Here is a 19,900-nt window from a genome sequence, read left to right on the forward strand (position 1 = left end):
AGCGGTCACGTCAGTTCTTTTGGAAGCGGGAAAGCGACTTTCTCCTCCACGCCGTGCAGTTCATGCACTTCGCAATTCATTAGCCGCTTCACCTGTAGCACAACGCTTTCCACCAATCTATCTGGAGCAGAAGCCCCAGCAGTCACGCCAATCGTACGCCTGCCAGCGAACCAACTATCTTGAAGCTCATCAGCACTAGCAACAAGATATGATGCCCTCCCCGCAGAGAGGGCAACCTCTTGAAGACGCCGCGAATTTGAACTATTTGGGCTACCCACAACAATGACTATATCTGCTTTCTCCGCTAGGGCTTTGACTGCATCTTGCCTATTTTGAGTTGCATAACATATGTCGTCTTTTTTTGGCCCCTGTATCTGAGGAAACCGTCCTTTTAGCTCATCGATTGCAGTTGATGCATCATCTACCGACAAGGTCGTTTGCGTAACAAACGACAAAAGATTCGGATTCCTGATGTTTAGTGCCCTGACATCTTCCTGAGTTTCAACAAGATACATCCCACCATCACTCTGCCCCATCGTCCCTTCAACCTCAGGATGGCCCTTGTGGCCGATCATGACGACTTCGCGGCCTTCCTTGCGCATCTTGCCCACTTCTACGTGGACCTTGGTCACCAGCGGACAGGTCGCATCGAAAACCTTTAGTCCTCGGGCTTCGGCATCCGCGCGGACAGCTTTGGAAACGCCATGAGCGCTGAAAATAACGGTAGCGCCGGCGGGCACTTCGTCCAGTTCCTCGACAAAAACCGCGCCCTTGGCACGCAAGTCATCGCAGACGAACTTGTTGTGCACGACCTCGTGGCGCACATAGATCGGAGCGCCGAATTTCTCCAGGGCGCGTTCGACGATGGCGATGGCGCGCTCGACGCCGGCGCAGAAGCCGCGGGGGTTGGCGAGGAGGATTTCCATTACATGATTCCGATGATTTCCACTTCGAACCGGATGGTTTTGCCGGCGAGCGGATGGTTGAAGTCGAAGAGTCCCGATACAGCATCCAGCTCGCGCAGGAAGCCAGCAAAGGTCGCACCGTTGGGCGCGGTGAATTCGACGACGGAATTTTCCTTGAGTTCCATGCCTGCCGGCAGTGCATCGCGGGCAATGCGCTCGACCAGGCGGTCGTTGTGCACGCCGAAAGCCTGTTCCGGTTCCAGTTCGAAGACGAAGCGCTCCTTGGCCGGCAAGCCGATCAGGACCGATTCGAGATTTTCCGACAGCTGACCGCTGCCCATTTGCAGGGTAGCCGGGCTCATGTCGAAGGTCGACAGGAACTCCTCGCCATCGAGCGTCGTGATGCGGTAATGCAGGGTCAAATAGCTGTCGGAACGAACGGTTGCGCTCATGGGGTTTCCTTTTTGTTGACTGCTGCGGTGTACTGCCCCAAAACGAGCAAAACCGCGCCGACCGTGATGGCCGAGTCTGCGATATTGAAGGCCGGCCAGTAGTAGCCGGCGGCATGCCATTGAATGAAATCGACCACCGCGCCGAAACGAACGCGATCGATGACATTGCCCAGCGCACCGCCCATGACCAGACTCATGGCCAGCGCAACCAGCTTCTCACCAGGATGCTTATTCAGTTCAACAGCAATCCAGCCGGAAACGGCCAATGCCAGCACGGTGAAGAACCAGCGCTGCCAACCCGGCTGATCGGCCAGGAAGCTGAAGGCCGCGCCGGGGTTGAAGGTCAGCACCCAGTTCCAAAACGGGGCGAAGTAGATCGTTTCGCCAAAGGACAGGCTGCTCAGCACCAGCCATTTGCTGAGCTGGTCGAGCAGGATAATCAGCCCGGCCAGCCCATACCAATGCGCCGCCTTAGGCACAGGTGCGCGCCTCGCCTTCGCCATGCAGGTTGCTGACGCAACGGCCGCACAGGCCCGGATGCTCGGCATTGGCGCCGACATCCTCGCGCACGTGCCAGCAGCGCTCGCACTTGGCGTGCTCCAGCGGCGTAGCGGTTACGGCCTCGGCATCATCCTTGACGACTGCAGTGGACGAGCAAATGAAGATGAATTTCAGATCGTCGCCGAGAGAGGTCAGCGCATCGAACTTGTCGCCTGCGCAACGGATCTCGACCGCTGCTTGCAGCGCAGCGCCAATCTTGCCGGCTTCGCGTTGCGCCTCGAGCGCCTTGGTCACATCGTTGCGCACTTCGCGGATGATCGCCCATTTGGCCAGCAATTCGCCCTCACCATCCTGCTGCGGCAGTTCGTGCCACAGTTGGAACATGATCGAATCGTCTTCCTTACCGGTCAGCACGGCCCACACTTCTTCCGCCGTAAAGGAAGTGATCGGCGCGAGCAGGCGAACGAAAGCCTGCGTGATGTGCCACAGCGCCGATTGCGCCGAGCGACGTGCCTTCGACTTCGGCGCGGTGGTGTACAGGCGGTCCTTCAGGATATCGAGGTAGAAGCCACCGAGGTCTTCCGAGCAGAAGGTCTGCAGGGCCTGGACCACACGATGGAATTCGTACTTGTCGAAATCGGCCAGACAGCCCGCTTGCAACTCGCGAGTCAGCGCCATTGCGTAACGGTCAATTTCCAGCCATTCGCCGACCGGCAGCATGTCAGCTTGCGCATCGAAATCGGACACGTTGGCGAGCAGGAAGCGCAAGGTGTTGCGGATGCGGCGATAGCCTTCGACGACGCGCTTGAGGATTTCGTCCGAAATGGTCAGTTCACCGGAGTAGTCGGTGGAAGCGACCCATAGGCGCAGGATGTCGGCGCCCATCTTGTCGGAAACCTGTTGCGGCGCAATGACGTTGCCCTTGGACTTCGACATCTTGTGGCCCTTGCCGTCGACGACGAAACCGTGCGTCAGCAGCGCCTTGTAGGGCGCGCGCCCATCGATGGCCGCACCGGTCAAAAGCGAGGAATGGAACCACCCGCGATGCTGGTCCGAACCTTCTAGATAAAGGTCGGCCGGCCAAGCCAGTTGCTCACCATGCGAACCGCGCATGACACTCATGTGAGTCGTGCCGGAATCGAACCAGACGTCGAGAATATCGGTGGTCTTGACGTAGTCGGCGGCCTCGGCGCCAAGCAGTTCCGCTGCATCCAGCTGCGTCCAGGCTTCGATACCGCCCTGCTCCACACGCTGGGCGACGGTTTCCATCAACTCCAGGGTATTCGGATGCAGTTCGCCGGTTGCCTTGTGAGTGAAGAAGGGCAACGGCACGCCCCAGTTACGCTGGCGCGAGATGCACCAGTCGGGACGATTGGCGATCATCGCATGCAGGCGGTTCTTGCCCCAGGCCGGATAAAAGGTCGTATCCTCGACGCCCTTGAGTGCCGCTTCGCGCAGCGTATGGCCGGCAGGCTCGGTGGCGGCGATACCCTGGCTATCGACATCCGGGGCATCCATGCGCACAAACCACTGGCTGGTGGCACGGTAGATCAACGGCGTTTTGTGTCGCCAACAGTGCATGTAACTGTGCTCGATATTGGCATGCTTGAGCAGCGCGCCAACTTCAGCCAGCTTCTCGACCACAGCAGGATTGGCCTTCCAGACGTTCATACCGCCAAAGAAGGGAAGATCCGCCGCATATGTGCCGTCACCCTGCACCGGCGTCAGGATGTCCTCGTTGTGCATGCCGTAGTTCTTGCACGACTGGAAGTCTTCCAGACCGTAGGCGGGCGCCGAGTGGACGATGCCGGTACCGGCATCCAGCGTCACGTAATCGCCGAGGAAAACCGGCGACAGGCGGTCATAGAGCGGATGACGGAAAGCGATGCGCTCGAGTGCCGCGCCCTTGCAGGTGGCGACGGTGGCCCCCGTCAGACCATAGCGGGCGAGGCAGGCCTCCTGCAAATCGGCAGCCAGGATCAGGCAACCCTTCTCGGTTTGTACGAGGCTGTAGGTGATCTCCGGATGCGCATTGAGCGCCTGGTTGCCGGGAATGGTCCAGGGGGTCGTCGTCCAGATCACGGCATACGCTTCGCCGGCCGGCAAGGCACTGAGGCCGAAAGCGGCAGCCAGTTTGTCGCGCTCGGCCACGGCAAAAGCGACATCGATGGCTGGGGACTTCTTGTCCTGGTATTCGACCTCGGCTTCCGCCAAGGCCGAACCGCAATCGAAACACCAGTTCACCGGCTTTAAGCCACGATAGACGAAACCGCGCTTGATCATCGCCGCCAAGGCGCGAATTTCGTCAGCCTCGGTTTTGAAGTTCATCGTCTTGTAGGGGTTATCCCACTCGCCGAGCACACCAAGACGGATGAAATCCTTCTTTTGCCGCTCGATCTGCTCGCCCGCATAGGCACGCGCCAGCTTCTGCACTTCCTCGCGCGGGATATTCTTGCCATGCGTCTTTTCGATCTGGATTTCGATCGGCATGCCATGGCAATCCCAGCCCGGCACATAGGGCGCATCGAAACCGGCCAACGTCTTCGAACGGACGATGATGTCCTTCAGGATCTTGTTGACCGCATGGCCGATGTGAATGTCGCCGTTGGCGTAGGGCGGGCCATCATGCAGCACGAAGCGCGGACGACCGGCGCTGATCTCGCGAATGCGCTGGTACAGCTTCTTCTGTTGCCACTGGCTCACCCACTGCGGCTCGCGCTTGGGCAAATCGCCGCGCATCGGGAAAGGCGTATCGGGAAGGTTCAGCGTCTCTTTGTAGTCAGCCATTTTGATTGCTCACCGCTTGAAAAAAGCCCGCGCCGCCGCGGCATCCGCCGCGATCTGCGCCTTGAGGGCATCGAAATTGGGAAAACGTTGTTCGTCGCGCAACTTGTGCACGAAGCGGACGGAAATATGGGCGCCGTAGATGTTGCGGTCGAAGTCGAACAGATGCACTTCGAGCAAGGGCCGCGTGCCTCCTACGGTAGGCCGGACGCCGAGGTTGGCCACGCCGGGCAAGGGTTTGTCGCCCAGCCCGCTGACCTCGACCGCGAACACGCCGGTCATCGGTAGCGGATTGTGCTTGATGCGCAGGTTGGCCGTGGCGAAGCCGATCTGACGCCCCAGCTTCTGACCATGCACGACCTGGCCGTCGATGATGTACGGCCGGCCAAGCAGGCGTGCCGCATGCTCCATATCGCCTTCGGCCAGCGCTTTGCGCACGCCGGAACTTGACACCCGCTCACCCTCGGCAATGACGCTACCCATGCTGTCGACCGTAAAGCCGAGGCGCTCGCCGGCCGCCTGCAACAGGGTGAAATCACCTGCCCGTCCCCGGCCAAAACGAAAATCGTCGCCGACGATGACGTGCCTGACCTTCAAGGCACCGACCAACACCTGCTCGATGAAAGCATCAGCAGATAAGGCAGCGAAAGCAGCATTGAACGGGCAGACCATCAGTTGCGTCACGCCCTGCTCCGCCAGCAACTCGATCTTTTCCCGAAAGGTACTGAGACGCGCTGGCGCCGACGCCGGCGCAAAGAATTCACGCGGATGCGGCTCGAAGGTCAGCACCGTCGGCACAGCGCCAAGGCGCTGCGCTGCTTGGCCCAGGCGACGCAGCAAGGCGACGTGTCCGAGGTGAACGCCGTCGAAATTGCCAATGGCAAGGGCAACAGGTTCTGGAACGGGACGCGAATGGCCGCGAAATACGCGCATGTCGGGATGGTCGAAAAAAACATTGAATTATAACGACCTAATCCCGCAACAGGGCAGTTAAACACCGCCTGGCAAGCTAAAAGAACGGGGCAAATCTATTTCTTTCGTTATAATAAAACAACAAAAATATCAGCCCAGTTCCAAGCATCGTAATGCTCTCGTTGATTCATCACATTATCGATATTTCGGTACGTCGCGACCGAAGCGAAATCAACGCAGCGATGCTCGAAGCAATATCCGACCTGTTCGCCCCCCGCCAGGTAAAAATTTACCGCTGTTACGGCAGCAAAAGGCAAACCGTAGTGTTCTGTTGTGCCAGCGAAAGCTCGGGGAGTCGCTTCAATCGGAATGCCTATCTTCCCGATCGCGCCTTTTGTTTCCCGCTTGAGCAAGACGCTTTACTCAGCAAATGCATCCGGGAAAGATCTGCCGTCATGGACTTCCTGGACGACCATTCGCACCGCATCGTCTTCCCGGTCAACACTCAAGATAACCCGCACTACCTGATCGACCTGATTCTCAGCGACAGTTTTTCTGCCGATCAACGCACGGCGCTCATGGGGCTGATCGACTACTTCGGCAATCATATCGGACTGCTCGACTACGGTGAGACCGATACACTAACCGGCCTCGCCAACCGCAAGACCTTCGAGAAGCATCTTTTCGAGCTGCTAGGCCAAGCCTCGAAGGATAGTCACTACGGGCAGGGTAAACAGCACAACAGACGACGTGGCACAACCAGTGGCAACCACTGGATTGCCGTTTGCGATATCGATCATTTCAAGCGCATCAACGACGATCATGGCCACCTGATCGGAGACGAAGTCCTGATCATGCTAGCGCAAACGATGCGTGACGCATTCCGCTTCGACGATCAGCTATTCCGCTTCGGCGGTGAGGAATTCGTGGCATTGTTACAACCGGCCGACCAAGCAAGCGCGCTCGGAGTACTGGATCGCTTCCGCCGCACGGTCGAAGAACAGGTATTCAGTCGCGTCGGACACGTCACGCTCAGCATCGGCTTCAGCCACCTTCTCCCCAACGATACCCCGACCGACGCCATAGATCGTGCAGACGAAGCCCTCTACTTCGCCAAACGCCATGGGCGAAACCAAGTCGCCTGCCACGAAACATTGGTCGCCAACGGCGACATTGCCGCCAAAGAAGCCCTGCGTGGCGAAGTGGAACTGTTTTAACCGAGTGACGCCAGCTTGGCTTTCGGGCCAGGCGGATGCTTGATGAAGTACTGGCGAATACCGCGTACGATGGCCTCAGCCAGCTTCTCCTGATAAGCGTCGTCGTTCAGGCGGCGCTCCTCTTCCGGGTTGGAAATGAAGGCCGTCTCGATCAGGGCTGACGGAATATCCGGCGCCTTCAGTACCGCAAAGCCGGCCTGTTCCACGCTGGCCTTGTGCAACGTATTGATGTTGCCCAACTCGCCGAGCAGGTATTTGCCAAGCTTTAGGCTGTCGTTGATCGTTGCCGTTTGCGACAGGTCGAGCAGCGTACGGGCCAGGAAGGGATCCTTGGCGCTGACATTGACGCCACCAATCAGATCCGCCTCGTTTTCTTTTTGCGCCAGCAAGCGAGCTTGGGCACTTGACGCACCGCGCTCGGAAAGCACGAAGACGGACGAACCGCGCGCATCCGGCTTGATCCAGGCGTCGGCATGGATGGACAGGAACAGGTCAGCCTGCACTCGCCTCGCCTTCTGCACGCGCATGTGTAGCGGCACAAAAAAGTCCGAATCACGCGTCAGCACGGCACGCATGTTCGGCTCGGCATCGATGCGCGCCTTCAGGCGACGTGCAACCTCGAGCGTGACGTTCTTTTCGAATGTCCCGGATTTACCGACCGCACCGGGATCTTCACCACCATGACCAGGGTCGAGGGTAATGGTTACCAGGCGATCGACGATGGGCTTGCCGGACTTCTTGGTTGTATGCACTTCAGGTGCCTCCGGCACCTTTTTGGCCTGAAGCTCATCCGCTTTCTTGTCCGCAACCTGCAAGTCCGCTTCCGGCTTTAACGGCTCGACTGCATCTTTGCGACCTTCAAGCAAAGCCATCAATGGATCGGGCGGATTGACCGGGTAAACGTCGAGCACCAGGCGATGCCCGTACTCGCCCACCGGTTTGACTTCGAATACCTGCGGTGCAACCTTGGTCTTCAATTCCATGACCAAGCGTACAACGCCAGGTTTGAAGCGGCCGGCGCGCAGCAGCTTGATGTAGGGGTCATCCCCACCGACCTTGCGGGCCAGGCTATCAAGCACGCTGTTGAATTCGACGCCTTCGATATCGACAACCAGACGATCCGGGTTCTCAACCGTGAAGTGCGTGTATTTGAGCGGCGCGTCGTGTTCGAGGGTGACGCGCGTGTAATCGGCAGCCGGCCAGATGCGCACAGCCAAGATAGACGGCAGCTTCGCCGCGGCACCGGCCAGCGGCGAGACGGAGAGGATCAGCGAGGCACCGGCGTAGCGGAGGAGTTGGCGACGCCCATGGATGGGATGAGCGCGCTTAGACATGCTTCCCCTTTCGGTGAATCTGCCAAGGCCTCGACGACACGCCCGACACCTGCATGATGAAGGCGCAGCCGCAAGTCTGCCGGCGGAACGCAGCCTTCAGCGCGTTCCGGCCATTCAACCAGACAGATCGCAGTGTCATTGAAATATTCGCCCAGGCCCGCATCGAGAAACTCCTCAGGTGACTCGAAACGATAAAAATCAAAGTGATATAAGTATAAGCTCGAAAATACGTAAACTTCAACCAGTGAATAAGTCGGGCTTTTGACCGGCCCAGTATGGCCCAGGGCACGAATCAACGCTCGCGCCAATGTCGTCTTGCCAGCCCCCAGGTCGCCATCGAGGTAAATCACCAGCCCCGGCTGCAGGATCGGCGCCAGCGCTTCGCCCAGGCGCTGTGTTGCAGCTTCGTCAGGCAACTGGAAAACGGCGGTAACATCTGGGCTATGCAAGATCAGGACTCCACGGTGGATTACGCGGCACTCAAGGAAAAAATCCGGGCCGCCGGAACAACGCTCGGCTTCGCGGCCGTCGGCGTGGCACGGGCCGACCCGGGCATCGCGGCGGAACGCCTGCGCGCCTGGCTGGCGGCCGGGCGGCACGGCAGCATGGATTATATGGCGCGCCATGCCGACTTGCGTGCTTCACCACAAACGCTGCACCCAGGCACGTTGACGGTGATCAGTGCTGCGGTGGACTACCTACCGCACGAAAAATCCACCGACGACACCGCCGTCGCCGCCATCTCCCGCTACGCCCAGGGCCGCGACTATCACAAGGTCGTACGTAACCGGCTGCAGAAACTTGCTGAGACCATCGCTGCCGAAATCGGCCCTTTCGGCTATCGCGTCTTTTCCGACTCAGCGCCGGTGATGGAGGTCGAATTCGCCCGCCAGGCCGGCATCGGCTGGCGCGGCAAGCACACCCTGCTATTGTCGCAGCACGGCTCATGGCGTTTCCTCGGCGACATCTACACCGACCTGCCGCTCCCGCCTGACACGCCGATCGCCGAGCACTGCGGTACCTGCCACGCCTGCCTCGATGCCTGCCCGACCGGCGCCATCGTCGCCCCCTACGAAGTTGACGCGCGGCGCTGCATTTCCTACCTGACCATTGAACTGGATGGGTCGATCCCCGAGGAATTCCGCCCGCTCATCGGCAACCGGATCTACGGTTGCGACGATTGCCAGCTGTGCTGCCCGTGGAACCGCTTCGCGCGGCTCGGCGATCCGGAATTTCAGCCGCGCCATGGACTGGACGAGGCAACGCTGATCGAACTCTTCGCCTGGAGCGAAACGGAATTCAACGAGCGCCTGGCCGGCAACCCGATTCGCCGCATCGGCCACGAACGCTGGCTGCGCAATATCGCGGTGGCACTGGGCAATGCGCCCGCCACACAGGAAACACTGGCAGCCTTGTGCGCCCGCCGCGAGCACCCTTCTCCACTGGTACGCGAACACATCGAGTGGGCGATCACCCGCCTGATGGCGGGCGGTGGCGTTACCAGCTCGGCCCCTGCACTCCCGGCATGAAGCGGATCGGTGCCACCTCTGCCTTCTCCAGCGCCAGTTTGCGATTGATGCGAGCAGCCACTTCGTTGCGCTTGGGCACCGGCAAGTCGAACATCTCGTCCAATAACTGACGGAAGTTGGTCAGCCAGACCTGGGTCAGTTCCATCAGGGCGGCGTAAAACGCGGTGTCGCACTGCATGACGACGCGGGAGGCGAAATCCGGGAACCAGTAACCGAGATGCTCGTCGATGAAATTTGCCATTTTCGGCGCGTGCACCGCAGCATTGGTCATCAGGTGGCGCAGATACTGCAATTGCAGCACCACATGGTCGTCGAAACGACTGCGCCAGTCGGCCACCTGTAAACCGGACTCGGCATACAGTTCGCGCAGTTCGAACATCGGCGGTGCGCAGGCCAGGTGATCGTCCGAGAGCCACACCGACTCATAGGGCGAAGCACTGTAGGCATTGGTCAGGTAGATGGCCGCGTAATCGGCCGCCAACAGATCGAGGGTGACGCCGGCGTTGAGTGCGGCGGCCATATTCGCGTAGGCCAGCTCCCCAAGTTCATCGACCGGCGGCAAGGCCAGCCCGATCGGGAAAGCGGCTTCCTGCAAGGCATGCCAGCTCGCCTCGTCGACTTCACGGTCATGCAAACGGATCAGCTGGTCGAGATCGTCAGCCAGTGCGATAAACAGTTCACTCTGCATCGATCTTGCCCTTGCTGTGCGGCACGAAGCCGATGGACGGCTTGGTCAGTGCCGGATTGGCCATGTTCTTCACCTGCTTGACCACCTGATCGTGCGGCCCGATGGCCGTCGTCTTCAGCTTGCCGCTCCAGATATCCTCGACCGGCCCGATGTCGAGCACGCGCATCATGCAGGCCATCACGCAATAGGGCTTGCGACCAGCCTCCAGTTCGTCGATGCACATGTTGCACTTCTTGATCACCAGTTCCTGCGGGTCCCATTGCGGCGCACCGTAGGGGCAAGCCGCCTCGCACTTGCGGCAGCCGATGCACAGCGTCGAGTCGATATCGACCACGCCGTTGTCGGCCCGCTTCCAGATCGCGCCGGTCGGGCAGGTCGGCAAGCAGGCCGGTTCGGCGCAGTGGTTGCACGCCATATTGACCTTGTAGGCATGCACGTCCGGGAAAGCACCGCCCTCGACGTACATGACACGGCGGAAACGCGGCCCCGGCGGCAGGCCGTTCTTGTCCTTGCAGGCGATTTCGCAGGCGCGGCAGCCGATGCAGTCCACATTGTTATGGATGAAGCCAAGCTGCACCGCCGGCTTGACCGGCTCGTAGGTCTGTGCCACCTTGCGCTTGATGGCGGTTTTCAGTTCGGCCTTGTCGATTTTCTTGACCATTACTTGTCCCTCCGGAAGACCATGGAGCGTGACGTTGCCTGCGTATCCCAGCCGGGATGGTGGTCGAGGCTGGTTTTCCTGAAATCGACCAGTATGGTGTTGTAGGCGAATGCGCCGGCCGGGCTGGGCTGATCGAGGGTCAGGAAGTCCGGATTGCCGGCGCGGTCGGTGCCGTCCTTGGCCAGATCCATCCATGCCCCTTCATACAGCACGACGACGCCCGGCATACAGCGCTCGGTGACATAGACCGGCACCACCACCTTGCCGCGCTCGTTCCACACCTCGACGATGTCGCCGGTGACGATGCCGCGCGCCTTGGCGTCGCGGGCGCTGATGGTGATTTCCTGCTGGTAGGTCTCGCGCAGCCACGGGATGTTGTGGAAGATCGAGTGGGTGCGCCAGCGCGGATGCGGCGTGATCATGTGGAAGGGGAATTTCTGCGCCTTCGGATGATTCAGCGACTCGAAGGGCTCGACCCACTTCGGAATGTAGGGAATCTCGTAGCCGTACTGGGTCTTGGTCCAGTCCTTCACGCTGGCCAGATAACCGGACAGGATTTCGATCTTGCCCGACTGGGTCTCGAACGGGATGCCCTTCTCGATCTGGTCCTGGAAGGCGATGTGCGGCCGGTCCAGCTTGAACTTGTAGACCCCGTGCTTCTTGAAGTCTTCCCAGCTCATGGTGACGCCCTGATGCGCCTGCACCTTGTTCTTCCACCAATCGACCAGATAGGCCTCGTCGGTCGCGTCGTTGTTATGGAAGTAGTCGCGCTGCGACTTCGGGTTGTAACGGCGACCGAAATCCTTGACGCTCGGATCCAGCTTCTCCAGCCGGTAGGCCAGTTCGGTAAACACCTGGAAGTCGGTCTTCGCTTCACCCAGGGGCTCGATGACCTTGGGCCGGTGGATGTAGTAATGCCCCTTGTACCAGGGCAAGGCGACGTCGTGCCGCTCGAAGTGGGTGGCGATCGGGAAAAGCACGTCGGCCCACAGGCCGGATGGCGTGATGGTCGAGTCCATGCAGACGACCAGTTCCAGCTTCTTGATCGCGGCGATTTCCTTGTTGATGTTGGTCAGCTGGTTGAACCAGTCCGAGCCGTGCCAGAAGATGGCCTTGATGTTCGGAATCTTGCCGTCCAGCTCGTCCTGGCGCGGCCAGCAGCCGACCTCTTCGCGCTTGACGTTAGGGTAGTTGAGCACGCAGTGTGCCCAGCGGTCCGACTTGATCGAGGCATACCAGACGTTGGCGTACTGGTCGTAGGGATAGGCCACCGATTCGGCATGCCAGCCCTTGCCCACACCTTCGGCACAACCGCCTAGCACGCCAATGTTGCCGGTCATTGCCTGCAACGCTGCGGCCATGCGGTTGTACTGTTCGCCATAGCTGGCGCGTCCTGGAGCCCAGCTCGCCTTGAGCGCGGCGGGCTTGGTCTTGGCATACATCTCGGCGAGCTTTTTGATGTCGGCGGCCGGTACACCGCAGATCTTCTCGGCCCATTCGGGCGTCTTCGGCGTGTTGTCGTACTTGCCGAGGATGTAGTCCTTGAAGTTTTCCTTGTCCTTGAACTGGCTGGGCATCGTGCCGGCATCCATGCCCTGGACGAATTTGTCGATGAACTTCTGGTCCTGCCAGTTATTGACGAAGATGTGGTGCGCCATGCCGGCCATCATCGCGGCATCGGTGTTCGGCTTGATCGGAATCCACCAGGCGTCGTAGCTGGCCGCCGAGTCGGTGTATTGGGGATCGATCACGACGAACTTGCAGCCGCGCTGCTTGGCCAGCCGCATGTAGTAGAAGGTGTTGCCGCCGTGGAAGGTATAGGCCGGGTTCCAGCCCCACATGATGATCAGCTTGGAATGGGCGAAGGTGTCGTCCTCGTTGCCATCCTGGATGGTGCCGAAGGTCATGCGCGAGCTGAAGGTCGTGCCCTGGTAGCTCGGCACCGACCACGAATTGGTACGGCAGCCGAACATGCCGAGGAAGCGGGCGAGCAAGCCTTCGATCTGGTCGGATTTGTGCAGCACGCCGTAGGAAGTCCCGGCATAGGCCTGGTCGAGAATCGCCGTCGGGCCGTACTTCTGTTTCAGTTCGACCATCTTCTTGGCGACGTAATCGAGCGCTTCGTCCCAGGACACGCGCTTGAACTTGCCCTCGCCGCGCTCGCCCACCCGCATCATCGGGTAGAGCAGGCGCTCAGGCGAATACAGGCGCGAACGGTAGGAGCGGCCGCGCAGGCAGGCGCGCAATTGCGGCATCTGCTCGGTATCGAGGCCGAACTTGCCGCCTTCCTGGTAGCGCCCGTCGTCGGTCGACAGACGGACGATGACATCGCCCTTCTTGTGCGCGACCAGCATGTGGCGCGATCCGCAGTTGTGGTCGCAGGAGGTGACGACGGTCGTCAGTTGGTCGTCCTTCGGATACGGCTCGTAGGCGAAGGCCTGGGCCTGCTGTTCGCCCGTGCCCAGTTCGACCAGCCCGGAGGTGGTGGCGACCGCTGCACCGGCGCCGACGGTCTTCAGGAAGTTGCGCCGATTCGGGTTGAGCAGATCGAGCCAGTTACGTTTCTTGTCCATGGTCGGTCCTTGTTATTTCTTGTTGGCTGACGGCGGCAGCTGGAAGCGCGCCTCGGATACAGTCGGGCGGCCCTTGGCCCAGTCCGGCACGTCCGGACTCATGCCTTCCCAGGCGTGGCGCGGGTAGGGATAGCTGATGCGGTACCAGGAACGACCGCCATGGCAGCCGTAGCAGACATCGGCGTTCTTCTGGCCGGCCGCTTCGATGGCCTCGGCCTTCAGATAGGTCACCTGATGGCGGTTGGTGCGAATCGCCGCATGGCAGGTCAGGCAGGAGTTGCCGAACATCTCCTTGCTCTCATGCCAGGGCGACGGCAGTCCCATGACCTGGATATTCATCTGGCCATGACATTTGAGACAGGTGGTCTCGACATTGACCTGCTTGCGCAAGGTGAAATCCTTTGTCGACTGTGGGACCGAGGTCGCCGACGAGCCCGGCGCTTCTTCGCGCGGATCGTTGCCCTGGTGGCAGGTCGTGCAGTTCAGGTTCATCAGTTCCTTGGCCAGCGGCGTGCTCAGATGACGGCGATGGAAAGTGTCCTGCTCGCCCTGATAGGTGCTCATGCGCTGATACCAGGCCTTGCTGGTCGCTGCCTTGACGCCGGCCGGCGAAGTTTCGCGCACCTTGTCTTCCAGCACCTCGCGGTGGCAGGCCAGACATTGGGCGTCGGTCGCCGACTCGATGGCCGGCTTGAAATGGATGGGGTCGTAGGTGGCACGTAGATGATCGTTGGCCGCTCCGCCGGCCGGCAGGGCCGCGGAATGCGCCGGATTGGCGACCTGTTGCCGCACGCTCCAGCCGAGCAATGCGCCGGCGAGCGAGACGCCGGCCACGAGCGCCAGGATGACGATGCCGGTTTTCGGGCTTTCCATGCTCAATCTCTCTTGTTTTCGGTTTTATGCAGGCCACGGATATCGTAGCGACCGGGCATGTTCGCCCGGTTGAACGGGGTGTACCAGGCGCCCTGATCCTTCAGGAAACCGACACCGCTTGGCGGCTCGCCGACACCGCGCAAGGCCTTGGCCTTCCACGCCTCGCTCTGTTCGAAACTGACGATGACGGGCGCCCCCGCCGGACGTTCGAAGGGGCGCAAGCCGGCCACGAAGCCCTCGTTACCCCATGCTGCGGTGCACGTGGCAAAAAGGGCAAAAACCAGAGAGCCCTGCACGCGATTCATTTTCTTGTTTTTCATGGCACGCCTTCCAAAAAAATGGGGCAAGACGAAATCTTGCCCCATTTCGCGGGCAAGTGGATTACTTCTTCTTGCCTTCCATACCGGACATGCCACCCATGCCCGACATACCCTTTTGGCCTTCCATGCCGGACATACCGGACATGCCCTTCTGGCCTTCCATACCCGACATGCCGCTCATGCCCTTCTGACCTTCCATGCCGGACATGCCCGACATACCGGACATACCTTCCTGCTTCTGGGTCTTCTTGGCCTTCTTGCCTTCCATGCCGGACATGCCTTCCATACCGGACATACCACCCATGCCCGACATACCGGACATGCCCTTCTGGCCTTCCATACCCGACATGCCGGACATCCCCTTCTGTTCGGCAATGGCGGAGGTGGCAGCAGCCAGGGAAACGAAAACAACAGCAGCAATAGTCGACAGCTTCTTCATATATATCCTCTCGAGTTTTCTAGTCTGCGCCTCCACCATTGGGGCAGAAACGGCCTCGGCACCCGCCGAGACGCTCTCTATGAGCACTTCGCGTGCCACCCTGCGCTGAACGCATAACCAATTGATTTATATGAAAAATAAAAACACGAGAAAATCCTTCCACATGACCAGCCTGCCAAAATGGCAGCCAGAATCGGTGGCAAAATGCTAAGTGCTTGATTCGGTTTAAGTTGGCACCCTGCCAAATTGACAGGACCTTCCACGCCAGCGCACCAACGCCCTGCCGGATTGGCAGAAATCAGTCGCCCAGTTCGTATTGCTTGATCAGGCGATAGATATTGCGTTCGCTGATACCGAGCACCGCCGCCACCTTGGCCCGGTTGCCGTCATGCCGCGCCAGGCTCTGGCGCAGGCATTCGCGCTCCACATCTTCGAGACGCGGCTCGTGATCGAAGGCAAAAACCACAGCATCCTCCCGGCGCGAAGCGAGGGCGCCGAAGTGCTCAGGGCGAATGCGCTCTTCCCGCCCGGCCAGGATGGCGGCACGTTCGATCAGGTTGCGCAGTTCGCGCACATTGCCCGGCCAATCGTAGGCCAGCAGCAGCTTGCGCGCCTCCGGCACCAGCTTGCGCTCGATACCGCGCGAGAAGCGCTGGAGAAAATGCTCCGCCAGTAGGGGAATATCCTCGCGCCGCTCGCGCAGCGGCGGCACCTTGATGACGAAGCTGGCCAGCCGGAAATACAGGTCGCTACGGAAACCGCCGTTCTGGCTGACTTCCGCCAGATCGCGATTGGTCGCCACGACGAAGCGCACGTCCGACTTCAGCGTCTTGGCCCCACCGACGCGCCGGAAGGTGCCGGTTTCAAGCACGCGCAGCAGCTTGGCCTGGTTGGCTGGTGTCGTTTCGCCGATCTCATCGAGGAAAAGCGTGCTGCCCGCCGCTTCCTCAATCAGGCCTTTCTTCTGCCGATCGGCGCCGGTGAAAGCACCGCGCTCGTGGCCGAAGAGTTCCGATTCGAACAGGGTTTCCTGCAGGGTGCCGCCGTCGATGGTCAGCATTTCACGCTCGTGGCGCAGGCTGCCCTGGTGGATGGCCTGGGCCACCATCTCCTTGCCGGTCCCGGATTCGCCCTGGATCAGCACCGTGGCGTCGGTCGGCGCCACGGCATCGATCAGGCTCCTGAGCTCGTCCATCGCCTTCGATTCGCCGATCAGCGGCCCCGGCCGGCGCGAAGCCATCTGGCGCTGGTAGAAGGCATTGCGCTGGCGCAACTCGGCGTTTTCCAGTTCGCGCCGGATGGTGATTTCCAGCTCGTCGAGGCTGACCGGCTTGGTCAGATATTCGGCGGCACCGGCCTGGATCAGGCTGACCGCATTGCGGATCGAACCGTAGCCGGTGAGCACGATGACCGGAAACTGCCCGGCCAGCGTTTCGACCAACTGGGGAGTATCGGCATCGGGCAGGCGCAGGTCGAGAAAGACCAGGTCCGGTTCGCGCTCGGCCAGAATGACCGAAGCCTCGGCCCAACTGTGCGCCCCCAGCACTTCGAAGCCCATGTCGCCGATCTGCTCGACGAGCAGCCGGTTGAACACCTGGTCGTCATCGACGACGAGTATCAGTTTCTTCATGACTTATTCGCTCACCCGCGCCAACTGGACACGGAAAGTGGTTCCCGCCCCGGCAACGCTCGACACGGAGATCGTTCCGCCGTAACGCTCAACGATGCTCTTGCAGATGGTCAAGCCGAGGCCGGTGCCGCGTTCGCCATCGGCCCGATGGCTGTAGAACGGATCGAAAATCCTCGCCTGCGCTTCTTCCGGAATGCCGCAGCCCTGGTCGATCACCTCGATCACCGCCAGTTCGCCTGCCAAGGCCGTGCGTACCAGCAACTGACCGCCATTCGGCATCGCATGATGGGCATTCTGAACCAGATTGAGCACCAGCATACGTAGGTCGCTGTCGTCGGCCAGCACGCGCGGCTCACCGGGATCGAGCGCCAGCGTCTGCACGATGCCATGGCTGCGGGCATCGAAATCAAGCAGTGTCACCGTATCGGACACCGCCGGGTTCAAGGCCACCGCCTGCGCCTGCTGCTGCGGCAGGCGCGACAGCATCAGCAAGCGCTGGGTGACGCCGGTGCAGCGGTCGATTTCGCCGCTCATCATTTCCAGATAGCCGGCCAGGCGGTCCTGATCGGCGCTGCCGTTACGCAGCGCACGCAACAACCCGTCAACCGCCAGGCGCATGGAACCGAGCGGATTGTGGATTTCGTGGGCAATACCGGCTGCGAGCAGGCCCAGTTCGGACAGACGCTGCTCCTGCGAGTGGCGAACCACCTGCGACAAATCGATGATCGACTCGACGATCACCTGCTCCGCGGCAGTGCCGTCGCCGCTGTTCAGTAGCACGGCATGCACTTCGACCGGCACATCCCGCTCGTCGAGCGAGCGATGGCGATGCCGGCATTTGACCGACTGCCCGGCCTCTCTCAGTTCGGCCACCGGACAGACGACCATGGTGGCGACGCAAGGCGCATCCCGCCCGTGGCTGGAGCGATAGCAGGGCTGCCCGACCGCTTGCTCAGCCGTCGTGCCCTGCTGCCGGCAATAGGCCGCATTGACCGCAAGCACCCGATAGTCGGAACGGCGGATGACCCGCACGCCATCCGGCATGCCGTCGAGCAATTCCTGCAGGAAACGCTGTTGCCGCTCGGAGTGGCGAATCTGCCCGGCCAGTCGTTCGGCCATCCGGTTGAAGTTTTCCGCCAGCCGCCCCGTTTCGTCGTCCCCGGCAGCCGGAACGCGGGTCTCCAGTTCGCCCCCGGCGAGCGCGATGGCGGCACGATCCAGCGTTGCCAGCGGATCGATGACGCGCCGTCTCAGCGCATACCAGACCGCGCCCAGGGTCAGCGCCAACACGGCGATTCCCGCCGCTGCAAACAGCCCCGCGCTGCGATAAGCCTGCTCGCGCAAGCTGCCGGCGTCGTAATCGACGACCAGGACGCCGTTGACCGGGTGCTGCTCGAGCGGCCCGTGGCAACCGACACAGGGTGTTTGATTGGGAACGGGATTGACCGAGCGCAGCACCTCGCGACCGCCGACATCGCTGATGAAACGGGTCGTCGGTACACCGTTCGTCTCGCCGCCCAACAGTTGCGGCAACCGTTGCCCGAGGCGCTCGGCCGGTGAAGCGAAACGCACCTCGCCACCGGGTTCCAGAATCATCACGCCGACCACACCTGGCTGCTGCCCCATGCGCTGGACGATATCGCGCAAGCCCGGCACGTCGCGCTTGAGCATGGCATTTTCCAGGGCCACGCGCAGCAAACGGTTGATCTGCGCCGAAGTGGCCGCTCGCTCGCGCTCCAGTTGATCGCGGTACAACCCGAAAAAAAGGACGGCAAAAAGCAGCGAAGCCCCGCCGGCCACCAACAGGACCTGGCGCAACATTCGGCGGGAGAGCGACATGGTTTTGCCTTTCAGCGCCCCGGCGTCAGACCCGGTGACTCAGCGGGCGACCGGGCGCCCCGGATCGGCGCACCATTCGCTCCACGACCCGGCATAGAGACGGGAACCCGGCAGACCAGCCAGCTCCATAGCCACCAGGTTCAGGCAAGCGGAAACACCGGAACCGCATTGATGGATGACCTGATCCGGCTCGGCACCCGCCAGCACGGCCAGCCACTCGGCACGCAACTCGGCGGCCGGTTTGAAACGACCATCGGCCAGCAGGTTGTCCTTGAAGAACCGATTGACCGCTCCCGGGATGTGGCCACCGACCGGGTCGATGGTTTCGTTCTCGCCGCGAAAGCGATCCGGGCCGCGCGCATCGATCAGATGCATGTGCGGCGTCTCCAGCCGCTCCATCACATAGTCAGCCGTTACCCAGGCATCGCGCAAGGCAGGAGTGAATTCGCGTGCTTTCAACGTTGGCTGCACGTCTGTCACCGCCCCACTTGCCGCCTGCCAGGCTTGCAGGCCGCCATCAAGCAAGGCCACGGCATCGTGTCCGAGCCAGCGCAGCAACCACCAAAGGCGGCCGGCGATCATGCCCTGGGCGTCGTCGTAGACCACCACCTGCGTCTGCGGCCCGATGCCGATCTCGCCCAGGCGAACTGCCAGCTTCTGCGGATCGGGCAGGGGATGACGGCCGTTGCGGCCGGTCATCGGCCCCGACAAGTCACGGTCGCAATGCAGGAAGACCGCCCCAGGAATATGCGACTGGCCATAAACGCGCTCGCCGTAGCCGGTATCGGACAACTGATGGCGCACATCGACGACCAGCCAGTTCGGATCGTCGAGATGCGCTTTCAGCGTCTCGACGTCGACCAGCGTGCCGTAGCTCACGTCGCCTCCAGCCAGCCCTTGGCCTCCTCGGCGTTGTCGAAGACCTCCACATCGGCATTGACGAAAGTCTGCGACAGCCAGGCGCTCCAGGTCACCCACTGGCTGTCGGTGACGACGGCGACGCGCTTGAAGTCGTTGGCATGGGCCCGCGAGAACTTGACCTCTTCCCAGGCCACGTCCAGCGTCAGGCCAGCCATTTGTGTCAGGTCGAAAAATAGGTCAACCGGGCCTTCGAACTGGACCTTGAAATTGACGACTTCCTCGAATTCCTTGTAATCGGCCAGCGTAAACTCGCCGAAGACGGATACGGTGACGAGGTTCGGCTTGTGGTCGATGACGATCATGATCTGACTCCGTTCTGGTT

Annotated in this window: 19 protein-coding genes; 2 read left to right on the plus strand and 17 right to left on the minus strand. The window is 61.0% G+C overall.

Features of this window, described 5'->3' with window-relative positions; all coding sequences use genetic code 11:
* Positions 1 to 5 precede the first annotated feature (5 nt).
* Genes ispH through WIF35_RS06640 form a run of 5 tightly spaced genes read right to left on the minus strand, consistent with a single transcriptional unit; the run spans position 6 to position 5,575 of the window.
* Positions 6 to 926, minus strand: coding sequence for a 4-hydroxy-3-methylbut-2-enyl diphosphate reductase (gene ispH / locus WIF35_RS06620; RefSeq protein ID WP_412480772.1), 921 nt, complete (start codon positions 924 to 926; stop codon positions 6 to 8).
* Entirely contained in the window at positions 926 to 1,357 is a 432-nt protein-coding gene (locus tag WIF35_RS06625; protein ID WP_412480773.1) for an FKBP-type peptidyl-prolyl cis-trans isomerase, read from the minus strand. Before WIF35_RS06625 ends, ispH begins: the two co-directional genes overlap by 1 nt.
* Positions 1,354 to 1,860 (minus strand): signal peptidase II, encoded by a 507-nt coding sequence (gene lspA, locus WIF35_RS06630; protein ID WP_412480774.1) that lies wholly within the window; start codon positions 1,858 to 1,860, stop codon positions 1,354 to 1,356. The genes WIF35_RS06625 and lspA overlap by 4 nt, the downstream gene beginning before the upstream one ends.
* Complete coding sequence (ileS, locus tag WIF35_RS06635; protein WP_412480775.1) at positions 1,829 to 4,645, minus strand: isoleucine--tRNA ligase; 2,817 nt, start codon at positions 4,643 to 4,645, stop codon at positions 1,829 to 1,831. The genes lspA and ileS overlap by 32 nt, the downstream gene beginning before the upstream one ends.
* Before the next feature lie 9 nt (positions 4,646 to 4,654).
* On the minus strand, positions 4,655 to 5,575 hold the full coding sequence (locus tag WIF35_RS06640; protein ID WP_412480776.1) for a bifunctional riboflavin kinase/FAD synthetase: 921 nt from the start codon (positions 5,573 to 5,575) through the stop codon (positions 4,655 to 4,657).
* Between the two features lie 152 nt (positions 5,576 to 5,727).
* Between WIF35_RS06640 and WIF35_RS06645 the strand changes: the two genes are divergently transcribed.
* On the plus strand, positions 5,728 to 6,771 hold the full coding sequence (locus WIF35_RS06645; protein ID WP_412480777.1) for a GGDEF domain-containing protein: 1,044 nt from the start codon (positions 5,728 to 5,730) through the stop codon (positions 6,769 to 6,771).
* On the opposite strand, the gene WIF35_RS06650 is transcribed toward WIF35_RS06645, so the two are convergent.
* Positions 6,768 to 8,105 (minus strand): N-acetylmuramoyl-L-alanine amidase, encoded by a 1,338-nt coding sequence (locus WIF35_RS06650; RefSeq protein WP_412480778.1) that lies wholly within the window; start codon positions 8,103 to 8,105, stop codon positions 6,768 to 6,770. The two genes, WIF35_RS06645 and WIF35_RS06650, sit on opposite strands and share 4 nt — an antisense overlap.
* Positions 8,039 to 8,554 carry a tRNA (adenosine(37)-N6)-threonylcarbamoyltransferase complex ATPase subunit type 1 TsaE gene (gene tsaE / locus WIF35_RS06655; RefSeq protein WP_412480779.1) on the minus strand — a complete coding sequence of 172 codons (516 nt, stop codon included), beginning with the start codon at positions 8,552 to 8,554 and terminating at the stop codon, positions 8,039 to 8,041. Before tsaE ends, WIF35_RS06650 begins: the two co-directional genes overlap by 67 nt.
* Here tsaE and queG point away from each other — a divergent pair.
* Complete coding sequence (gene queG / locus WIF35_RS06660; protein WP_412480780.1) at positions 8,549 to 9,634, plus strand: tRNA epoxyqueuosine(34) reductase QueG; 1,086 nt, start codon at positions 8,549 to 8,551, stop codon at positions 9,632 to 9,634. The two genes, tsaE and queG, sit on opposite strands and share 6 nt — an antisense overlap.
* Here queG and WIF35_RS06665 read toward each other — a convergent pair.
* The 10 genes from WIF35_RS06665 to WIF35_RS06710 all read right to left on the minus strand — a co-directional run bounded on the left by WIF35_RS06665 (position 9,603) and on the right by WIF35_RS06710 (position 19,880).
* Positions 9,603 to 10,322 carry a molecular chaperone gene (locus tag WIF35_RS06665; protein ID WP_412480781.1) on the minus strand — a complete coding sequence of 240 codons (720 nt, stop codon included), beginning with the start codon at positions 10,320 to 10,322 and terminating at the stop codon, positions 9,603 to 9,605. The two genes, queG and WIF35_RS06665, sit on opposite strands and share 32 nt — an antisense overlap.
* Complete coding sequence (locus tag WIF35_RS06670) at positions 10,312 to 10,983, minus strand: 4Fe-4S dicluster domain-containing protein (protein WP_412480782.1); 672 nt, start codon at positions 10,981 to 10,983, stop codon at positions 10,312 to 10,314. The genes WIF35_RS06665 and WIF35_RS06670 overlap by 11 nt, the downstream gene beginning before the upstream one ends.
* Positions 10,983 to 13,556: a molybdopterin-dependent oxidoreductase gene (locus WIF35_RS06675; RefSeq protein ID WP_412480783.1), complete on the minus strand. Its 2,574-nt coding sequence runs from the start codon at positions 13,554 to 13,556 to the stop codon at positions 10,983 to 10,985. Before WIF35_RS06675 ends, WIF35_RS06670 begins: the two co-directional genes overlap by 1 nt.
* Positions 13,557 to 13,568: 12 nt before the next feature.
* The gene (locus WIF35_RS06680) at positions 13,569 to 14,429 is read right to left on the minus strand and encodes a hypothetical protein (protein ID WP_412480784.1); all 861 of its coding nucleotides are present in this window, start codon (positions 14,427 to 14,429) and stop codon (positions 13,569 to 13,571) included.
* A gap of 2 nt (positions 14,430 to 14,431) precedes the next feature.
* Positions 14,432 to 14,749 (minus strand): hypothetical protein, encoded by a 318-nt coding sequence (locus tag WIF35_RS06685; RefSeq protein ID WP_412480785.1) that lies wholly within the window; start codon positions 14,747 to 14,749, stop codon positions 14,432 to 14,434.
* Positions 14,750 to 14,810: 61 nt separating this feature from the next.
* Positions 14,811 to 15,188, minus strand: a complete 378-nt coding sequence (locus tag WIF35_RS06690) for a hypothetical protein (RefSeq protein WP_412480786.1) — start codon at positions 15,186 to 15,188, stop codon at positions 14,811 to 14,813.
* A gap of 298 nt (positions 15,189 to 15,486) precedes the next feature.
* The gene (locus WIF35_RS06695) at positions 15,487 to 16,818 is read right to left on the minus strand and encodes a sigma-54-dependent transcriptional regulator (RefSeq protein ID WP_412480787.1); all 1,332 of its coding nucleotides are present in this window, start codon (positions 16,816 to 16,818) and stop codon (positions 15,487 to 15,489) included.
* Between the two features lie 3 nt (positions 16,819 to 16,821).
* On the minus strand, positions 16,822 to 18,657 hold the full coding sequence (locus tag WIF35_RS06700; protein ID WP_412480788.1) for a sensor histidine kinase: 1,836 nt from the start codon (positions 18,655 to 18,657) through the stop codon (positions 16,822 to 16,824).
* A gap of 39 nt (positions 18,658 to 18,696) precedes the next feature.
* Positions 18,697 to 19,536 (minus strand): sulfurtransferase, encoded by an 840-nt coding sequence (locus tag WIF35_RS06705; RefSeq protein WP_412480789.1) that lies wholly within the window; start codon positions 19,534 to 19,536, stop codon positions 18,697 to 18,699.
* On the minus strand, positions 19,533 to 19,880 hold the full coding sequence (locus WIF35_RS06710) for an STAS/SEC14 domain-containing protein (RefSeq protein WP_412480790.1): 348 nt from the start codon (positions 19,878 to 19,880) through the stop codon (positions 19,533 to 19,535). The genes WIF35_RS06705 and WIF35_RS06710 overlap by 4 nt, the downstream gene beginning before the upstream one ends.
* Positions 19,881 to 19,900: the final 20 nt, after the last annotated feature.

Source organism: Azonexus sp. IMCC34839 (assembly GCF_047047955.1).
Classification (GTDB): Bacteria; Pseudomonadota; Gammaproteobacteria; order Burkholderiales; family Rhodocyclaceae; genus Azonexus.